The organism is Streptomyces sp. NPDC003300, assembly GCF_040610915.1.
Classification (GTDB): Bacteria; Actinomycetota; Actinomycetes; order Streptomycetales; family Streptomycetaceae; genus Actinacidiphila.
In genome coordinates this window covers 260,142-278,215 of the sequence record NZ_JBEXNE010000003.1, presented here as the reverse complement: position 1 = coordinate 278,215, position 18,074 = coordinate 260,142, and the positions used below count along the sequence as shown (strand labels likewise).

Here is an 18,074-nt window from a genome sequence, read left to right as displayed (position 1 = left end):
GCTGAGGACTGTTCCGGGCGTACCCCCCCGGAGGGGGTCAGGGGGCGGCGGTGGATGGTGGGGTGGGGGAGCCGATGCGGCTCAGGGCGGACAGGGCGTCGCGCAGGCCCTGGGGTCTGAGCATGCCGGGCATCAGGGGGCCGGCCCAGCCGGGACCGGCGAGGAAGACCATCGGATGGGTACGGGCGCCCTTGACGCCCCAGCTAGTGGCCGCGACATGCCGGGCGAGCGGGCGGTCGGCGGTGGAGCGGGACTGGGACCACAGCACGACGGCCGCCGGGCCGATCCGGCGTACGGCCTCGTCCAGGGCGTCGACCGGCACCGCCCCGCCGAACATCCGGGTCGACAGGCCGAGCTCTCCGAGCCCCGCGGTGAGCGCCTCCAGCGGAAGCGTGTGGTGGTCGCCGGGCACGCACGCGAGCAGTACGGGCGCCGCCCCGGTGACGGTCGGCGCCGGGCGGACCCGGCGCAGCGCCGACGAGACGTGCCAGGACAGCAGGTGCTCGACCTCCACGTACCGCTCCCCGGAGGTCTGCCACTTGCGGCCGACGGCGCGCAGGGTCGGCGCCATCACCTCCTCCCAGGCGACGACCAGCCCGTGCCGCTCGACCAGGTCGGTCAGCAGGGCGTCCACCGCCGGGCCGTCCAGCCGCACCGCGGCCCGCGCGAGCCCGCGGCACTCCTGCCGGACATCCCCGAGCGGCAGGCCGCTCCCGGCGGCCGGTTGCCGAGTGGCGGGCCGGGGCGGCCCGGCCGACGCCGGGCTCGTGGGCGCGGGCGCGGTGCCGGCGGCGGCCTGAGCGGCGCGGGCCGCCTCCGCGGGCGGCACGCCCGAGGCGGTGAGCCGGCACATCTCCTCCAGGACGGCCACGTCCCGCGGGGCCCAGCGCCGGTGCCGACCGTCCGAACGGACCGCCGGGCCGATCCCGTACCGCCGGTCCCACGACCGCACCGTCGTGGCGGACACCCCGAGCCGCCGCGCCAGCGCACCCGTGGCGATCCCGGCCTCGACAGGCTCCCGCGCTCCCGACGCCCCCTGCGTCCCACCCGTCTCCTCGCTCATCTCTTCACTATACGACGCAGAAACGGTGCGAGTTGCTCCACCGGGCCGGTGATTCGCACGCTAGGACGAGCCGACCCCGCCGCATCGGCGGCAAGCGGCCCCGCGCCGGGCTTCCCGGCGGCTCGCGGCCCGCCCGGCAGGAACCCGACCGAAGAAGGGCAGCTCCATGACCGTACGCACCGTCGCGGAACCCGCGCACGAGCCCGCGTCCGCTGCCGCCGCACCCGCTCCCCCCGCCGTACCGGCGCCCGCCCGCTCCGCCGACGGCCGGGGCGGGTCCGACGCGCCGCTGTGGGAACCGGCCGAGCTGGGCCTGGCCGACTCGGAGCTGGCGGCCGGTCTGGTGCGGGGCAACGAGGACTGCGTGGCCGCCGCCTACCACCGCTGGGGCGGGCTGATCCACGCGCTCGCCCGCCGGTCGCTCGGCGACGCACGCGAGGCCGAGGACGTCACCCAGCAGGTCTTCCTCGCCGCGTGGCGCGGCCGGCACGGCTACCGGCCGGACCGCGGGTCCCTGGCCGGATGGCTGATCGGCATCGCGCACCGGAAGATCGCCGACGCGCTCTCCGCCCGCACCCGCCGCTCCGTACTCGTGGCCAACGCCGGTTCCGCCCTGCCGCCCGAGCCGGACGCCGACGCTCAGCCCGACGCCGCGCTCCACCGGGTCTTCGTGACCCGTGAGCTGGCCAAGCTGCCCGCCGCCCAGAAGCAGGTGCTGTGCATGGCCTTCTACTGGGACCTCACCCACGCCGAGATCTCCGAGCGCACCGGTCTGCCGCTCGGCACGGTCAAGAGCCATTCGCGCCGCGGGCTGCGCAGACTGCGGGCGCTCCTCCAGGCGGACGCCGCGCTCGGCTGATGCGGGGCGGCCCGGAGGCCGTAGCGCCCATGACGCGACACGCTGCAAAAACGCTGCGAGATGAGAGATCCGGACAAAAGGGCCACCTTGGGGAGTGCGAAAGCAGTACATCCGCGACATACGGATCTGCCCGCCCCACAGAGGAGACGGCGATGAAGCTGCAGGACGAACTCCCGCGCGATCACCACCTGGCCACCGTCTACCGCTTCGGCGCCGCCTTCTGCGGCCTGGTGCTGATCGTCTTCGGAGCACTCGGGTTCGCTGACGCGCTGGGCTTCTTCGACACCCACGGGTCCAAAGTCGCCGGTCTGAGCACCAATGGCGCGCTGAGCGTGATCTCCCTGGTGGTGGGCGCCGCCCTGATCCTCGGCGGCATCGTCGGCGGTAACTTCGCCTCCACCTTGAACATGACCGTCGGCGCCCTGTTCCTCCTGAGCGGCTTCGTCAATCTCGCCGTCCTGGACCGGTCGGCGAACGTGCTGAACTTCCGGATGCCCAATGTCATCTTCAGCTTCGTGATGGGCCTGCTCATCATCACGTTCGGGATGTACGGCCGCGTCAGCAGCCGCCTCCCGCACGACAACCCGTACTGGCGCAGCCGTCACCCCGAACAGGCCGACCGTGAGGCCGCTGCCGCTGCCCCGTCCGCGGCGCCCCGCCCCGCCCTCGCGCCCCGCGCCCCCGGCGCGCAGCCGCGCTGACTCTCAGCGGGCCGTCGTCCGCCGGGTGATCAGGACCTCGATTCCGTCCAGGATCCGGGTCAGGCCGAAGTCCACGTCGTCGTCGGCGATGTCGTCGTCGTATTCCTCGCGCTCCATCATGGCCGCGAGGATGGGATATCCGTGCTCGTGCAGGAGCGGCTGAAGGAAGCGCGCCACGGCGGCCGACTGCACCGGCGCCGCGGTGCTGTCGCGCACGTCGCGGCGGGCGGCGGCGATGCGCCGCGCGTAACCGTCGAGCAGCAGCGCGCACCCTAGTGATTCGGCGGTGCTCAGCCCGGCCCCGGTGAGCGCTTCGAGCAGCACTTCTGTCCAGCGCAGCAGGTTCGGGGTCGCGGGCGCCCCGCGGATGGGCAGGTCGGGCAGCCACGGGTGCGTGTCGCAGCGCCCGATCATCGCCCTGGTCCAACGGGCGGCAGCCGCCCGCCATTGGTCCGCGCCGGTTTCCAGCTCCGGCGCCGGGCCCCACGCGGTCTCCGCGACCAGGACCAGCAGTTCGTCCCGCGAGCTGACGTACCGGTAGACCGCGTTGGCGGTCAGTCCCACCCGCCTGGCGATGTTCGGCATGGACAGGGCCGCGAAGCCTTCCGCGTCGGCCAGTGCGACCGTCGCTTCGACGATTCCCTCCACGCTCTGCGAGGGCTTCCGGCCCAGCCGTCCCGTCTTGGGGGCCAGTCCCCACGCCAGGGCGAGGCCGGGCGGCAGCGCCTCGTCGTCACCGGTCGTCATCGGGCTCATCTCCATGTCTCGTCCCCGGGGGGAATTGACTTTGTGGGCGCCTCACACTTTATATTAGTGTGGACCCCACACGAATTGTTTGAGGATGTGAACGCCGATGAATCCCCCAGGTCAGAACCGCGCCCCAGGACGTCGCAGGCCACAGGTCAGGGTGCGACCGCGCCTACGGGTCCTGCTGACCGCTCTGGTCGGCGCCGTCATGACCGGCTGCGCCATGACCGGCTGCGCCGCCGGACACGCGCAGCCGGCCCAGCGCGCGGAGGGCGGCCGAGGCGGTCCCGCCACCGTGGTCAGGACGGACACCGGCCTGGTCGAAGGCCGCCTCGGCACGGACACCCGGATGTTCCAGGGGATTCCTTACGCCGCCCCGCCGGTCGGGCGGTTGCGCTGGGCGTCGCCCCAACCGGCCGCGTCCTGGCCGGGCATACGGACCGCGACCGAGCCCGGCAACCGATGCGCACAGTCGGCGGGGCTCATCGACGAGCAGAGCAGCAGCGAGGACTGCCTCTACCTGAACGTCACCACGCCCGCGGGCGGCGGCGCCCGCGAGCTGCCGGTGATGGTGTGGATCCACGGCAACGGCTTCATCAACGGCGCCGGAAGCCTCTACGACGCACAGCGCCTGGCCAGTCAGGGCAAGGTGGTCGTGGTCAGCGTCAACTACCGGCTCGGTGTCTTCGGATTCCTCGACCATCCCGCCCTCGACCACGGCCCGGCCGCGCACCTGTCGGGCAACTTCGGACTGGAGGACCAGCAGGCGGCGTTGCGCTGGGTGAAGCGCAACGCGGCGGCATTCGGCGGCGACCCGGCGAACGTCACGCTCTTCGGCGAGTCGGCCGGCGGCACCAGCGTCTGCGCGCATCTCGTCGCGCCGGGGTCAACGGGCCTGTTCCAGAGGGCGATCCTGCAAAGCGCCGAGTGCACGGGACGCCACTGGTCACCGGGCCCGCCCACCTGGTTCCCGCTGCCGCGCGCGGAGCGCGAGCGGCACGGACTCGACGTCGCGGCAAAGGTCGGCTGCTCCGACCTCCGGACAGCGGCGGCCTGTCTGCGCGCCGCACCCGTGAAGGAACTCCTCAAGTGGTCCGACGACGGAGTCGGTTCAGGGCCGACGGTCGGCGGCGGCGTTCTGCCCGTGAGCCCGGAACAGGCGTTCGCCACCGGCCACTTCAACCGGGTCCCCGTCATCCAGGGAACGACCCGGGACGAACACCGGCTGTTCACCGCGGCCATCGAGGCCGTGACCGGCCGGACGACGACCGACGCCGACTACCGGCAGCAGATCCGGACACTGTTCACCCCGGCCGACGCGGCCCGCGTCCTGGCCCGCTACCCCGCCGACCGCTTCACGTCCCCCGGCGAGGCGCTGTCCTCCGTCGTCACCGACTGGGCCTGGGGGTGCACCGTCCTCGACCGGGACCGGGCCCTGGACCAGCACGTGCCGACCTACGCCTACGAGTTCGCCGACGACGAGGCTCCCTGGTTCAGCACCCTCAAGAAGCCCGACTTCCCCACCGGAGCGTTCCACGGCAGCGAGTTGCAGTACCTCTTCGCTGACGAGCAGCTCCCCGGTCCGGCCACCCCCGCCCAGCGCCGACTCGCCGACACGATGATCCGCTACTGGGCCCAGTTCGCCCATACAGGCGATCCGAACGGCCCCGGCACAGCGCCCTGGCCCCGCTTCGGCACCGGCCGGCACGTCCAGTCCCTGCAAGCGGGGAATACGGAGCCGGTCGACCTCGCCCAGGAACACCAGTGCGGCTTCTGGCGGACCGTCGGCGGCTGACCGCTGCCGCGACGCCCGTCCCCGCCGGGCTCACGGCCCGGCGGGACTCCGGATTCGGAACCCCGGTCCCTCCCTGTGGGGCAACGTCACATTGTATGCTGGGAGTTCGTGTGTCTGGAGGATCGGTCATGGCTCATTTGTCGTCGCGCGGCGTCATTCCCGTACGGGAGCACCTGCGCGACCAGGTGGCCAACGCTCTGCGTGCCGCTCTCATCGCGGGCGAACTGCGGCCCGGTGCGGTGTATTCCGCGCCCATTCTGGCCGCCGAGTTGGGCGTCTCGGCCACCCCGGTCCGCGAGGCGATGCTCGACCTCGCCAAGGAAGGACTCGTCGAGGCGGTGCGGAACAAGGGCTTCCGTATCACCGAGATCACCGAACGCGATCTCGACGAGTACACCGAGATCCGCGCGCTGATCGAGGTCCCCACCATCGGGCGGGCCACCGCGGTGGCCACCCCCGAGCAGCTGGAAGCGCTGCGACCGCTCGCCCTGGAGATCGTGGAGACGGCCCGGGGACACGACCTGATCGGTTACCTGGAGGCCGACCGCCGCTTCCATCTCGGACTGCTCGCCCTGGCCGGCAACGGCCATCTGGTGGAGGTCGTGAGCGACCTACGGAAACGTTCTCGGCTGTACGGGCTGAACTGGCTCGACGAGACCGGTCGACTGGTGGCGTCCGCCCAGGAGCACATCGAACTGCTCGACCTCATGCTCGCCCGCGACTCCGAGGGCGCGCAGGAGTGCATCAGCCGCCACCTGGGCCACGTTCGCTCACTGTGGGCGGACGGCGCCGAGGGGGCGGCGACCGCGCCCAACGGACTCCAGCTCGGGACCGCCTGACGTACGGGATGGCCCGACGTACGGGACCGCCTGACGTACGGGACCGCCTGACGTACGGTCCGGGGCGTCTCCCGGCAGCGGACGAGGCCGTCACCGACGGGAGCGTCCGGCGGCCGTCACCGCCGGACGCCGACCCCGACCGCTCAGGGGTTGAGGAGGCCGCCCATCCACTCCTCGATCGCGTCGGGGGTCCGTGGCAGCGCACCGGACATGAGCCTCGCGCCGTCGGCGGTGATCACCAGGTCGTCCTCGATCCGCAGGCCCATGCCGCGCAGTTCGCGCGGCAGCGTCTCGTCGTCCGGCTGGAAATACAGTCCGGGCTCGACGGTGAGCACCTGCCCCTCCTCCAGAACCCCGTCGAGATACGTCTCGGCCCGTGCGCGCGCGCAGTCGTGCACGTCCATGCCGAGCATGTGACCACTGCTGCACAGCGTCCAGCGGCGGTACACGCCGCTGTCGGGGCTCAGCGCCTGTTCCGGCGGGATCTTCAGGACGCCCCAGTCGTACAGCCCCTCGGCGATGACCCGCATCGCGGCCAGGTGGAAGTCGCGGAAGCGCGCCCCCGGGCGCAGCGCGGCGATGCCCGCCTCCTGCGCCGCCAGCACCAGTTCGTACGCGGTGCGCTGGGCCGGTGAGTAGCGGCCGGACAGCGGCAGGGTGCGGGTGATGTCGGCGGTGTAGAGGGTGTCGGTCTCCACTCCCGCGTCCAGGAGCAGCAGTCCCGCGGGGTCCAGCGGGCCGTCGTTGCGTATCCAGTGCAGGACGCAGGCGTGCGCGCCGGAGGCGGCGATGGTCTCGTAGCCGACCCCGTTGCCCTCGGCGCGCGCCCGCAGGGCGAACACGCCCTCGATCCAGCGCTCGCCGCGCGGGTGCCGCATCGCCTGGGGCAGCGCCCTGACCACGTCCTCGAAGCCGCTCGTCGTGTGGTGGACGGCGAGTTGCAGTTGGCTGACTTCCCAGGGGTCCTTGACCAGCCGGAGTTCGGCGAGGACGGTCGCCAACTCCGCGTCACCGGTGGGCTGGTGGTTCCCGGAGCCGACCAACTCCTCGACGGCCGGGTCCACTCCGGTCAGCAGCCGGACCGGAGGGGAGGCTCCGGTCAGCGGCTTGACCAGGTCGTCCAGGTGCTCGCAGCGCAGCCCGCTGAGCGCGGCGGCCTCGTCGAGGTCGGGACGTCGGCCGACCCAGAACTCGCCGTAACGGCGGTCCCGGTAGAACTCCTGGCCGGTACGGGGCGAGCGGGGCCGCAGGTACAGCACGGCCTGATGGCCGCTGCCCGCCGGCTCCATCAGCAGGACGTTCCCCGGCTGGTCCTCGCCGGTGAAGCCGGTCAGCCAGGCGTACGCCGTGTGCGGGCGGAAGCGGTAGTCGGTGTCGTTGGACCGTACGGCGAGCCGTCCCGCCGGAATGATCAGCCGCTCGCCGGGGAACCGGGCGGAGAGCCGGGCGCGGCGACCGGTCGTCAACTCCTCTGCGGGCAGCCGGGTTTCCGGCGGGAGAGGGCTGGGCGCCCAGGCGGTGGCCATGAAGTCGCCCAGAGCGGAGGACACCGGCAGATCGTGGCTGCCGGTGTGCGGTGGGGTGGTGGGTTCGGTCATCGGTGCGCGACTCCTTCGGGTCGGTGCGCGAACGAGGAAAGCGGCCGAACAGGGCGAACGAGGAGGGTGAGGCACGGATCGGTAACGAGAGAGCTGACGGCTTGTCAATGCAATGTCACATTACTATGTTACGAGTCGCATCGCACAGGTGTCCTGGCGGCCGCCCTTTTCTCACCCCTTGAAGGCGGTCGCGGTGCCGGGAACTCACAACGGAGTGACACACCATGACCAAGCGCATCAGCGTCGCGTTGGCGATCGGCATAACGACCTCGCTGGCCCTCGCCGCGACGTCCTGCTCGGCCGACACCAAGAGCAGGGACGGAGAGCACAAGGCCCCGGGAGTGGCCACCGGCACCGTCATCGGCGGTACTCCCGAGCGCGGCGGCACCCTCACCGTGCTGTCCAATCAGGACTTCGACCACCTGGACCCCGCCCGCAACTGGGTCATGCCGACCATGGACTTCGGCACCCGGCTGCTCTACCGGACGCTCACCACCTTCAAGGCCGCGCCCGGAACCGCCGGCGGCACGATCGTGCCGGACCTCGCGACCGACCTCGGACGCTCCTCGGAGTACGGGCGGGTGTGGACCTTCACCCTCAAACCGGGCCTGACGTACGAGGACGGCACCCCGATCAGGGCGCAGGACGTGAAGTACAACGTCGAGAGGTCGTTCTCGCCGGACCTGACCGGCGGCCCCGACTACGCCCGGCAGTACCTGGCGGACACCGACGGCTACACCGGGCCGCTGACCGGCAAGGAGCTGGACTCCATCCGGACGCCGGACGACCGGACCATCGTCTTCCACCTCAAGCGGCCGGTCGCCGAGTTCTCGTACACCGTCACCCTGCCGACCTTCTCGCCGGTCCCGAAGGCCCGCGAGACCGGGGTGCGGTACGACCTGCGGCCGTTCTCCTCCGGCCCGTACAAGATCGAGAGCTACAAGCGGGGCAAGGAGATGGTGCTGGTCCGCAACGCGCGGTGGAGCCCCGGGACCGACCAGGTGCGCAAGGCGTACCCGGACCGCATCGTGGTCACGATGGGTCTACAGGGCGGACAGATCGACGACCGGCTGATCGCGAGCTCGGGCGCGGACGCCTCGGCCGTCGAATGGGCCAATCTCAGTGCGGCCAGCGTCGCCAAGGTGCTGCCGAACCGGTCGGTGCGGGAGCGGCTGTCCGCCGAGCCGACCGGCTGCACGGACATGCTCTATCTCAACACCGCGCGCGGGCCGTTCACCGATCCCACCGTCCGCGAGGCCATGCAGTACGCCGTCGACAGGTCGGCGCAGGTCACCGCGGACGGCGGACCGGCGCTCAACGACATCGCCACCCACTACCTGCCGCCGCTGCTGACCGGCGGGTTCGTCGCCCCGGTGTACAACGTGCCGCCGTCCGGCGACCCGGCGCGCGCCAAGGAGCTGCTGGCCAAGGCGGGCAAGCCGTCCTTGGACGCCACGCTCACCGTCGCCACCGGGGACAAGACCAGGGCCGAAGCGCTTCAGGCGTCGCTGTCCAAGGCCGGGGTGAAGGTGAGGATCGACGTCGTGGACCCGTCCGTCTTCTACGACACGGTCGGTGACACCGCCCACGCACCCGACATGACGCTCAGCGGCTGGTGTCCCGACTACCCCTCGGGTTCGACCTTCCTGCCCTTCGTCTTCGACGGTCGCACCATCAAGGCCAAGGGCAACCAGGGCAACTTCTCGCAGTTCCGCGACAGCGCGGTGGAGCAGCGGATGGACCAGATCGCCGCGATGTCCAACGCCAACCAGACCAAGGTCGCCTGGATCGGCCTCGACGCGACGATCATGCACAAGTCGCCCGCCGTACCGCTGCTGTGGCAGCGCAAGCCGCTGCTGGTCGGCACCAACGTGGCGGGCGCGTTCGGCCACTCGGCGTGGACCGGGCAGTTCGACTTCGCGGTCATCGGCCTCAAGGACCCCGCGAAGAGCCAGGGGTGAAGGGCGCCACCGGCATGACCACAGAGCGGAAGACCGCCCGGCGTCGGCGCGCCGGGCGGTCGCGGCCCAGCGGCTCCACCGACCTGCCGAATCCGATGCGTCCGACCGATCCGAATCTATCTGACGAACCATCACGTCACCTGTCCGGCGGCTTAGTTGACACCACCGGTGGTCCGTGGCGGCGTGCCTGGCGGCAGTTGTGGCACGAGCCCGTCGCCCGCTGCTCCCTCGTCGTGGTCGTCGTGCTTATCGTCGTGTCCGTCGCGGCGCCGCTCCTGGCCCGACTGGGCGGTTGGCGCCCCGACGAGTTCGACGAGAGCGCCATCGACCCTTACCTCGGCGGCATGCCCCGCGGTTCGTTCGGCGGCATGAGCGCCGACCACTGGCTGGGCGTCGAACCCGCCACCGGACGCGACCTGTTCGCCCGCGTCGTGTACGGCGCGCAGGTGTCGCTGATGATCGCCTTCGCCGCCACGGCCATCGTGGTCGTCGTCGGCACCGCCGCGGGCATCACCGCCGGTTACTTCGGCGGGCGGGTGGACAGCGTCCTGAGCAGGCTGATGGACCTGACCATGTCCTTCCCCTCCCTCATCTTCATGATCGCCATGATGTCGGTGGCCCAGGACGTCAACCGCGTCGCGCTGATGACCGGCGTCATCGGCCTGTTCGGCTGGCCCGGTATCGCGCGCATCGTCCGCGGCGAGACGCTGTCGCTCCGGCACCGCGAGTACGTCGACGCGGCACGGGTCGGCGGCTCCACGGCGCCGCGCATCCTGGCCCGCGAGGTTCTGCCCAACGTGTCAGGGCCGGTCATCGCGTACACCACCCTGCTCGTCCCCGGCATGATCAGCACCGAGGCGGCGCTCAGCTTCCTGGGCGTGGGTGTGCGGCCCCCCACCTCGTCCTGGGGGCAGATGATCTCCCAGGCCGTCGTCTACTACGACACGGACCCGATGTTCTTCGTGATCCCCAGCGTCTTCCTCTTCCTGGCGGTCCTCGCCTTCACCGTCCTGGGCGACGCCCTGCGCGACATCCTCGACCCGCGGGGAGGGCGGTCGTGACGCTCTACGTGATCCGCCGGCTGATCGGCGTGACGGGCGTGCTGCTCGCCGTCTGCGCCATCACCTTCACCATCTTCTATCTGCTGCCCGCCGACCCGGCCGCGGCGGCCTGCGGAAAGTCCTGCAGCACCGAACGCGTCGAGCAGGTCCGCCACATGATGGGCCTCGACCGGCCGGTCTGGCGGCAGTTCGCGGACTACCTCACCGGTATCTTCGCGGGCCGCGACCTGGGCAGCGGCCCGCACGCCGTGCACTGCGGCTTCCCCTGCTTCGGCTACTCCTACGAGAACTCGCTGCCGGTGTGGAGCCTGCTCACCGACCGGCTGCCGGTGTCCGTCTCGCTCGCGGTCGGCTCGGCCGTGCTGTGGCTCGTCCTCGGGCTGGGCGCGGGAGTCACCGCCGCCCTGAAGAAGGGGTCGCTCACCGACCGCGGACTGATGGTCGGCGCGGTCGCCACCGCCTCGCTTCCCGTCTACTTCACCGCCATGGTGCTGATCTGGGGAGCGGTCCGCATCGCCGGGGTGCTGCCCTATCCGTCCTACGTGGCCCTCACCCGCGACCCCGTGCACTGGGCGTCCAACCTGCTGCTGCCCTGGATCGCCCTGGCCCTGCTGTACGCGGCCATGTACGCACGCCAGAGCCGCAGTTCGATGATCGAGGCGATGGCCCAGCCGTACATCAGGACCGCGCGGGCCAAGGGCATGCCCGAGCGCACGGTCGTGCTCAAGCACGGGTTGCGCTCCGGGATGACACCGGTCCTGACCCTCTTCGGCATGGACCTCGGCGGCCTGCTGGCGGGCGCCGTGATCACCGAGAGCATCTTCGGCATTCCCGGTGTCGGCCAGCTCTTCTTCGACGCGCTCCGCCGTTCCGACCAGCCGGTGATCCTCGGCGTCACGCTGCTGGCCGCCTTCTTCATCGTCGGCGCGAACCTCGTCGTGGACCTGCTCTACGCCGTCATCGACCCGAGGGTGAGGTACTGAGATGGACCAGGACACCGCCGCCGCGGCCACGCCGCCGCTGTTGCGCGTGGACGGCCTCACCGTCTCCTTCCGCACCAAGCGCGGTCCGGTACGGGCCGTCGACGGCATCGGCTTCACCGTCGAGAAGGGGCGGACCCTCGGCCTGGTCGGGGAGTCGGGCTCCGGGAAGTCCGTCACCTCGCTCGCGGTCATGGGACTGCACGAGGACGCCGAGGTCACCGGTTCCATCGCGCTGGGCGGCCGGGAGCTGACCGGTCTGAGCGGTGCGCGACTGAGCGCGCTGCGCGGGCGCCGGATGGCGATGGTCTTCCAGGACCCGCTGTCCAGCCTGCACCCCTACTACACGGTGGGGGAGCAGATCGCCGAGGCGCACCGGCGGCACTTCCGCTCCGGCCGGGCGGTCGCCCGGCGCCGCGCGGTGGAGATGCTCGGCGAGGTCGGCATCCCCGAACCCGCCCGGCGGGTCGCGGAGTACCCGCACCAGTTCTCCGGCGGCATGCGGCAGCGCGTGATGATCGCCATGGCCCTGGCCTGCGAGCCGGACCTGCTCATCGCCGACGAGCCGACCACCGCGCTGGACGTCACCGTGCAGGCGCAGATCCTCGAACTCATCGCCCGCATCCAGCAGGAACGCGGTCTGGGGGTGGTGATGATCACCCACGACCTGGGAGTGGTGGCCCGCGTCGCCCACGAGGTGCTGGTGATGTACGGCGGCAGGGCGACCGAACAGGCCACGGTGGACGCGCTGTTCGCCGAGCCCGCCCACCCGTACACCCGCGGGCTGCTCGACTCGCTGCCCCGGCTGGACGACGCGGACGACGCGCCGCTGCGTACTGTCCCGGGCTCACCGCCCTCGCTGCTCAGCCTGTCCGAGGGCTGCGCCTTCCTGCCCCGCTGCCCCCGGGCGGCGGTCGCGTCCGAGCCGGAGCGGGAGCGGTGTGCCACCCGGCGCCCGGCCCTGGAGGCGGTGCGGGGCGCGGGGTCGGCCCCGCCGGGGAAGGGCGGCGGGGGAGTGGTCGCCGGGGTCCCACGGGTCCCCGGCGACGAGGGAGAGGCTGCCGCGGCCCCGCCCGGCCCGGCGCATCTGACCGCCTGTCATCTGACGACGGCGGCGCGGTCCGCCGCCGATCCGCCCGCGGACGCCCGGAGCGGGCCGCCCCTCACCGTCAAGGAAACGCGATGAAGCGCACGGACCGAGCACGACCGGCGACGGGATCAGGCCCCGGTACGGGGGCGGCCGTCGCCGATACGAACGGACAGCGCGCCGGGACCGCCCCCGACCGGCGACGGCACCTCGAACCCGTCGCCGCCGCGGACGGCGGACCGCCGCCGGCCCTGGAACCGGGCGGCGACCCGCCGTTGCTGTCGGTCCGCGGCCTGGTCAAGACCTTCCCCGGACGACGGCGGCTGGGCAGGGCGACGGCCCCGGTGCGCGCGGTGGACGGGGTCGGCTTCGACCTGGCGGCCGGTGAGACGCTGGGGCTGGTCGGCGAGTCGGGATGCGGCAAGTCCACCACCGGACGGATGGTGGTGCGGCTGCTCGAACCCACGGCCGGCAGTATCCGGTTCGCGGGACAGGACATCACGCATCTGGGCCAGCGGCGGCTCCGGCCGCTGCGGCGGCACATCCAGATGGTCTTCCAGGACCCGTACTCCTCGCTCAACCCCCGGCAGACCGTGGCCCGTATCGTCACCGACCCGCTCCTGGCGCAGGGCACGTCGGCCGGCCGCGCCAGGATCCGCGCCGCCGAACTGCTCGACCTCGTCGGCCTGTTGCCCGAACACCTCGACCGGTATCCGCACGAGTTCTCCGGCGGGCAGGCACAGCGGATCGGCATCGCCCGCGCCCTGGCCACCGAACCGCGGCTGGTCATCGCGGACGAACCCGTCTCGGCGCTCGACGTCTCGGTGCAGGCGCAGATCGTCAACCTGATGGAACGTCTCCAGGACGAACTCGGCCTGGCCTACGTGTTCGTGGCCCACGACCTCTCGGTCGTCAAGCGGGTCTGCGACCGGGTGGCGGTGATGTACCTCGGCCGTGTCGTCGAGATCGGTGACAAGTCCCAGGTGTACGAGCGCCCCGCGCACCCGTACACCGCGGCGCTGCTGTCGGCGGTGCCGGTACCCGACCCGGCGGTGGAACGCGTGCGGCAGCGGATCGTGCTGCGCGGCGATCCGCCCAGTCCCGCGGCGCCGCCGTCGGGCTGCGCCTTTCACCCGCGCTGCCACAAAGCACAGGAGATCTGCGGCGTCACCCGCCCCGAACTGGCCGGTCCGCCGCGCCGACAGGTCGCCTGCCACTTCCCGGACGCCGATTGAGGGAGCCGATTGACAGGGCCGGTCGACCACGCCGACTGACGGGGCCGCACGACCACGCCGATTGACAGAGCCGCACGCTCGGACCGCTTGACGGGGCCGCCTGACCGGCCGAGGCACGGGTCCGGTCGGCAGGGCTGCTCCGTGCGCCGGACAGCGGGGTCGAGCGACTCCGCCGCGTCCGCCTGCGCGCGGGCGGGCCCGGTCCGGGCGCGGGGGAGCAGGGAAACGGCCTGGGGCCACCGGAATTCCGGTGGCCCCAGGCCGTTTTCGCGAGTTCTCCACCCAGGGTTCCCAAGCGATGTGACATGTGCAATGGTACATGGCGCACAACCTGAAAGCCGTGCTCATGCCAAAAGCTGAGGCACGGCTCGCGGTCCGTCCGGGACCGCACCGCCCACTCCCCACAGTGCCGGGCGGGCCCGGACGGGTGCACCGCGAATCCCCCCTCGCCGCGCAACGGAGCGCGGCACACACCGCTGGGAGGCGGCACGTGAACACCCAACCGGTACGACGAAGTCTCACCGGGTTCCTGATACTCGCCCTGGCCATGTGCCTGGGCATCGGCATGCTGATCCACCCGGAACGGGCCGCGGCAGCGCAGCCGAAGCCCGCCGGGACCGCGGCCACCCGCCCCGGCCCGGCGGCCCAGCCCGCCACGGTCGCCGCGGCGAAGTCCGACCACACCGGAGCCGGTTCGCTCAGCGCGGCCGACCGGGCGCCGCTGCCCGCGTCCAAGGACGCGCTCAAGCAGGACTACGACGCGCCGACGGCGCCGGTGGTCAGCCACTCCGCGCCGTCCATGAAGGCCGCGGCGCGGGCCAAGGCCAGGGCCAACGGCCTGACCGCGGCGGCGACATGCAACGCCTCGGACTTCACCGGCCGGACCGGCAGCGCCCTCGTCGCCCAGATCAAGGCGTCCACCACGGACTGTGTCAACACGCTGTTCAACCTGACCGGCACCGACGCCTACAACGCCTTCCGCGAGGCGCAGATGACCACCGTCGCCTACGCCATGCGCGACGGCTCGGCCGCCTACCCCGGTGACAGCAGCACCGGCATGCCGCAGCTCGTGCTCTACCTGCGGGCGGGCTACTACGTCCAGTACTACAACTCCTCGGCGGTCGGCAGTTACGGCACCGCCATGGTCACGGCCATCCGCAGCGCCCTGGACGCCTTCTTCGCCAGCGCCCACTCCGGCGACGTCACCGACGCCAACGGCGAGGCCCTCGCCGAGGCCGTCACCCTGATCGACAGCTCCGAGCAGGACGCCCGCTACCTGTACGTCGTCAAGCGGCTGCTGAACGGCTACAACAGCTCGTACGACGCGTCCTGGTACATGCTCAACGCCGTCAACAACGTCTACACCGTGCTGTTCCGCGGCCACCAGTTCCCGGACTTCGTCGCGGCCGTCGTGGCCGACCCGAGTGTGCTGGACACGCTGTACAACTTCGCCGGCTCGCACCTGGCGCTGCTGAGCACCGACCAGGCGTACCTGACGTCCAACGCCGGGCGTGAACTGGGCCGGTTCCTCCAGGAGTCGGCCCTGCGCGCCAAGGCCAGCCCGCTGGTGGCCGCGCTGCTGAGCCGGACCGCCATCACCGGACCCACCGCGGCCCTGTGGGTCGGCCTGGCCGAGATGACCAGCTACTACGACGCGTCCAACTGCTCGTACTACGACACGTGCAACCTCGCCGACCGGCTCAAGAGCTCGGTGCTCACGTCCAACTACACGTGCAGTTCCAGCATCCGCATCCTCGCCCAGGACATGACGGCCGCTCAGCTCAGCTCCTCCTGCGCCAGCCTGCGCGCCCAGGACGCGTACTTCCACGGCCTCGTCCACGACAGCGGGCCCGTCGCCAACGACAACAACTCCACCATCGAGGTGGTGGTCTTCAACTCCAGCACCGACTACCAGACATACGCCGGGGCCATGTACGGCATCGACACCAACAACGGCGGCATGTACCTGGAGGGCGACCCGGCCGCGGCCGGCAACCAGCCGCGCTTCATCGCCTACGAGGCCGAGTGGGTGCGCCCGGACTTCCAGATCTGGAACCTGAACCACGAGTACACGCACTACCTCGACGGCCGGTTCGACACCTACGGCGACTTCACCGCGAGCACCGCCACGCCGACCACCATCTGGTGGATCGAGGGCTTCGCCGAGTACGTCTCCTACTCCTACCGCAACGTGGTCTACACCGACGCGCAGAACCAGGCCGCGACGCACGGCTACACCCTGCGGTCGATCTTCGGCAACACCTACGACTCGGGCCAGACCCTGGTCTACAACTGGGGCTACCTCGCGGTGCGTTACATGCTCCAGTCGCACCCGGCGGACGTCACCGCGCTGCTCGCCGACTACCGCAGTGGCAACTACGCCGCCGCGCAGACCCTGCTCACCAGCACCATCGGCACGCGCTACAACAGTGACTGGGACGCCTGGCTCACCAAGTGCGCGGTGGGGAACTGCGGCAGCATCGGCGGCGGCAACCCGCCCGGCAACCAGGCGCCCACGGCCGCCTTCACCTCGGCCGTCAGCAATCTGACCGCCGCCTTCACCGACAGGTCGACGGACAGCGACGGCACCATCGCCTCCCGCGCCTGGAACTTCGGTGACGGCACCACCTCCACCGCCGCCAACCCGTCCAGGACGTACACGGCCGCGGGCACGTACACCGTGACACTGACCGTCACCGACAACGGCGGCGCCACCAACACCACGTCGCAGACGGTCACGGTCGGCAGCGGCGGCGGCACGGCGCCCGAGTGCACCGGCGCCGACGTCAACCAGCTCGGCAAGAACTGCAAGCGCAGCAATCTGTCGGCGCCCACCGGCGACTACGCCTACCTGTACCTCTACCTGCCCGCGGGCACCACGACCCTGAAGATCACCTCGGCCGGCGGGACCGGCAACGCCGACCTCTACTACAGCAGCACCGGGTGGGCCACGACCGCCAGCTACACCAGCAAGGCCACCGGCAGCGGCAACGCCCACACCCTGACCGTCACCAACCCGACGGCCGGTTACGTCTACGTCAGCCTCTACGCCGTCCAGGGCTTCAGCGGAGCCTCGGTCACCACGTCCTACTGATCCCGGCCGCCTGCCGGTAGCGGGCGCACGGAACAGGAGGCACCACGGTCCGAAGGGGCGGACAGCGGTCACCACCGCTGTCCGCCCTCCGGGCCGCCCGTACCCCGGAAGCGGGGCGACCCCTCGCTTCCGGCCGGTCGGTCAGCCGGGTCGGTCGGGTCGGTCAGCCGGTCGGTCAGTCAGTCGTCGACGGCGCACCGGAAGCCGCCGTGCGCCGTGGTGCTGTCCGGAGTGTTGGAGGTACGGGCGGCGACCCGGTAGCGGTTGCAGTAGGAGTGGTGGCACAGATACGAACCGCCGCGCAGCACCCGGTTGTCGCCGTCGGGAGGACCCACCGGGTCGACCCGCGTCTCGGGCCGGGGCGCGGCGTGCCAGTCGGGGGAGAACCGGTCCGCGCACCACTCCCAGACATTGCCCGAGGCGTTGTGGAGCCCGTAGCCGTTGGGAGTGAAGGCGTTGGCGGGCGCGGTGCCCAGATATCCGTCCTCGCGGGTGTTGCGGACCGGGAAGTCGCCGCGCCAGATGTTGCAGCGGTGCCGCCCGTTGGGGGTCAGCTCGTCCCCCCAGGGGAAGCGGGCCCGTACCAGTCCGCCGCGTGCGGCCTTCTCCCATTCCGCCTCGGTGGGCAGCCGCTTGCCCGCCCAGGCCGCGTAGGCGACGGCGTCGTGCCAGGAGATGTGCACCACGGGGTGGTTGCCGCGCTCCCCGATCGAGGTGCCGGGGCCTTCGGGCGAGCGCCAGCAGGCGCCCGAGACCGCTCGCCACCACGGCGCGCCCGGCACGCGGCCGGGAAGCACCGCGTGCCGCGCCCGCGGAGGCACGAAGCCGCCGAAGACGTAGGACCAGCCGCTCAGTTCGGCCTGGGTGCGGTAGCCGGTGGCCTTGACGAACGCGGCGAAGCGGGAGTTGGTGACGCATGTCGCGTCGATGCGGAAGGCGCTGACCGTCACCTCGCGCACCGGCCCCTCGCCGTCGTCGGGGAACGCGTCCTCGTCGTCGCCGCCCATCAGATAGGGGCCTGCGGGCACGGCGACCATGCCGCGCAGCACCTCCG

Annotated in this window: 14 protein-coding genes; 10 read left to right on the top strand and 4 right to left on the bottom strand. The window is 71.7% G+C overall.

All coding sequences use genetic code 11. The features are described 5' to 3' along the window. Window positions 1-37: 37 nt before the first annotated feature. Window positions 38-1,063, bottom strand: coding sequence for a MerR family transcriptional regulator (locus ABZX65_RS06135; protein WP_355335307.1), 1,026 nt, complete (start codon window positions 1,061-1,063; stop codon window positions 38-40). Between the two features lie 166 nt (window positions 1,064-1,229). Between ABZX65_RS06135 and ABZX65_RS06130 the strand changes: the two genes are divergently transcribed. Together ABZX65_RS06130 and ABZX65_RS06125 are read left to right on the top strand one after the other, a co-directional pair. Next, the gene (locus ABZX65_RS06130; protein WP_355335304.1) at window positions 1,230-1,922 is read left to right on the top strand and encodes a sigma-70 family RNA polymerase sigma factor; all 693 of its coding nucleotides are present in this window, start codon (window positions 1,230-1,232) and stop codon (window positions 1,920-1,922) included. 152 nt (window positions 1,923-2,074) lie between these two features. Continuing rightward, window positions 2,075-2,623: a DUF4383 domain-containing protein gene (locus ABZX65_RS06125; RefSeq protein ID WP_355335301.1), complete on the top strand. Its 549-nt coding sequence runs from the start codon at window positions 2,075-2,077 to the stop codon at window positions 2,621-2,623. 3 nt (window positions 2,624-2,626) lie between these two features. On the opposite strand, the gene ABZX65_RS06120 is transcribed toward ABZX65_RS06125, so the two are convergent. Then, window positions 2,627-3,370, bottom strand: a complete 744-nt coding sequence (locus ABZX65_RS06120; RefSeq protein WP_355335298.1) for a TetR/AcrR family transcriptional regulator — start codon at window positions 3,368-3,370, stop codon at window positions 2,627-2,629. A 160-nt stretch (window positions 3,371-3,530) separates the two neighbouring features. Here ABZX65_RS06120 and ABZX65_RS06115 point away from each other — a divergent pair, with 160 nt between their 5' ends. After that, window positions 3,531-5,165, top strand: a complete 1,635-nt coding sequence (locus ABZX65_RS06115) for a carboxylesterase/lipase family protein (RefSeq protein WP_355335295.1) — start codon at window positions 3,531-3,533, stop codon at window positions 5,163-5,165. A 128-nt stretch (window positions 5,166-5,293) separates the two neighbouring features. Continuing rightward, a complete protein-coding gene (locus tag ABZX65_RS06110; protein ID WP_355335293.1) occupies window positions 5,294-6,004 on the top strand; it encodes a GntR family transcriptional regulator in 711 nt (236 codons plus the stop codon). A gap of 143 nt (window positions 6,005-6,147) precedes the next feature. Here ABZX65_RS06110 and ABZX65_RS06105 read toward each other — a convergent pair whose 3' ends face one another. Further along, on the bottom strand, window positions 6,148-7,602 hold the full coding sequence (locus ABZX65_RS06105) for an aminopeptidase P family protein (protein WP_355335290.1): 1,455 nt from the start codon (window positions 7,600-7,602) through the stop codon (window positions 6,148-6,150). Window positions 7,603-7,826: 224 nt separating this feature from the next. On the opposite strand from ABZX65_RS06105, the gene ABZX65_RS06100 reads away from it, so the two are divergent. The 6 genes from ABZX65_RS06100 (at window position 7,827) to ABZX65_RS06075 (ending at window position 17,020) form a co-directional block, all read left to right on the top strand. Next, window positions 7,827-9,563: an ABC transporter substrate-binding protein gene (locus tag ABZX65_RS06100; protein ID WP_355335288.1), complete on the top strand. Its 1,737-nt coding sequence runs from the start codon at window positions 7,827-7,829 to the stop codon at window positions 9,561-9,563. Between the two features lie 14 nt (window positions 9,564-9,577). Next, window positions 9,578-10,624 (top strand): ABC transporter permease, encoded by a 1,047-nt coding sequence (locus ABZX65_RS06095; protein ID WP_355335285.1) that lies wholly within the window; start codon window positions 9,578-9,580, stop codon window positions 10,622-10,624. Next, complete coding sequence (locus tag ABZX65_RS06090; protein ID WP_355335283.1) at window positions 10,621-11,607, top strand: ABC transporter permease; 987 nt, start codon at window positions 10,621-10,623, stop codon at window positions 11,605-11,607. Before ABZX65_RS06095 ends, ABZX65_RS06090 begins: the two co-directional genes overlap by 4 nt. Window position 11,608: 1 nt before the next feature. Beyond that, window positions 11,609-12,790 carry an ABC transporter ATP-binding protein gene (locus ABZX65_RS06085; RefSeq protein ID WP_355335280.1) on the top strand — a complete coding sequence of 394 codons (1,182 nt, stop codon included), beginning with the start codon at window positions 11,609-11,611 and terminating at the stop codon, window positions 12,788-12,790. Continuing rightward, a complete protein-coding gene (locus ABZX65_RS06080; RefSeq protein ID WP_355335277.1) occupies window positions 12,787-13,926 on the top strand; it encodes an oligopeptide/dipeptide ABC transporter ATP-binding protein in 1,140 nt (379 codons plus the stop codon). The genes ABZX65_RS06085 and ABZX65_RS06080 overlap by 4 nt, the downstream gene beginning before the upstream one ends. Before the next feature lie 547 nt (window positions 13,927-14,473). Next, window positions 14,474-17,020: a collagenase gene (locus ABZX65_RS06075; RefSeq protein ID WP_355335781.1), complete on the top strand. Its 2,547-nt coding sequence runs from the start codon at window positions 14,474-14,476 to the stop codon at window positions 17,018-17,020. A gap of 179 nt (window positions 17,021-17,199) precedes the next feature. On the opposite strand, the gene ABZX65_RS06070 is transcribed toward ABZX65_RS06075, so the two are convergent. Continuing rightward, window positions 17,200-18,057 (bottom strand): formylglycine-generating enzyme family protein, encoded by an 858-nt coding sequence (locus tag ABZX65_RS06070; RefSeq protein WP_355335274.1) that lies wholly within the window; start codon window positions 18,055-18,057, stop codon window positions 17,200-17,202. Window positions 18,058-18,074 lie beyond the last annotated feature (17 nt).

Bases quoted from the DNA above. Each gene is read 5' to 3' on its own strand.
- ABZX65_RS06135 (WP_355335307.1), bottom strand. From the start codon at position 1,063: ATGAGCGAGGAGACGGGTGGGACGCAGGGGGCGTCGGGAGCGCGGGAG.
- ABZX65_RS06130 (WP_355335304.1), top strand. From the start codon at position 1,230: ATGACCGTACGCACCGTCGCGGAACCCGCGCACGAGCCCGCGTCCGCT.
- ABZX65_RS06125 (WP_355335301.1), top strand. From the start codon at position 2,075: ATGAAGCTGCAGGACGAACTCCCGCGCGATCACCACCTGGCCACCGTC.
- ABZX65_RS06120 (WP_355335298.1), bottom strand. From the start codon at position 3,370: ATGACGACCGGTGACGACGAGGCGCTGCCGCCCGGCCTCGCCCTGGCG.
- ABZX65_RS06110 (WP_355335293.1), top strand. From the start codon at position 5,294: ATGGCTCATTTGTCGTCGCGCGGCGTCATTCCCGTACGGGAGCACCTG.
- ABZX65_RS06105 (WP_355335290.1), bottom strand. From the start codon at position 7,602: ATGACCGAACCCACCACCCCACCGCACACCGGCAGCCACGATCTGCCG.
- ABZX65_RS06100 (WP_355335288.1), top strand. From the start codon at position 7,827: ATGACCAAGCGCATCAGCGTCGCGTTGGCGATCGGCATAACGACCTCG.
- ABZX65_RS06095 (WP_355335285.1), top strand. From the start codon at position 9,578: ATGACCACAGAGCGGAAGACCGCCCGGCGTCGGCGCGCCGGGCGGTCG.
- ABZX65_RS06085 (WP_355335280.1), top strand. From the start codon at position 11,609: ATGGACCAGGACACCGCCGCCGCGGCCACGCCGCCGCTGTTGCGCGTG.
- ABZX65_RS06080 (WP_355335277.1), top strand. From the start codon at position 12,787: ATGAAGCGCACGGACCGAGCACGACCGGCGACGGGATCAGGCCCCGGT.
- ABZX65_RS06075 (WP_355335781.1), top strand. From the start codon at position 14,474: ATGTGCCTGGGCATCGGCATGCTGATCCACCCGGAACGGGCCGCGGCA.
- ABZX65_RS06070 (WP_355335274.1), bottom strand. From the start codon at position 18,057: ATGGTCGCCGTGCCCGCAGGCCCCTATCTGATGGGCGGCGACGACGAG.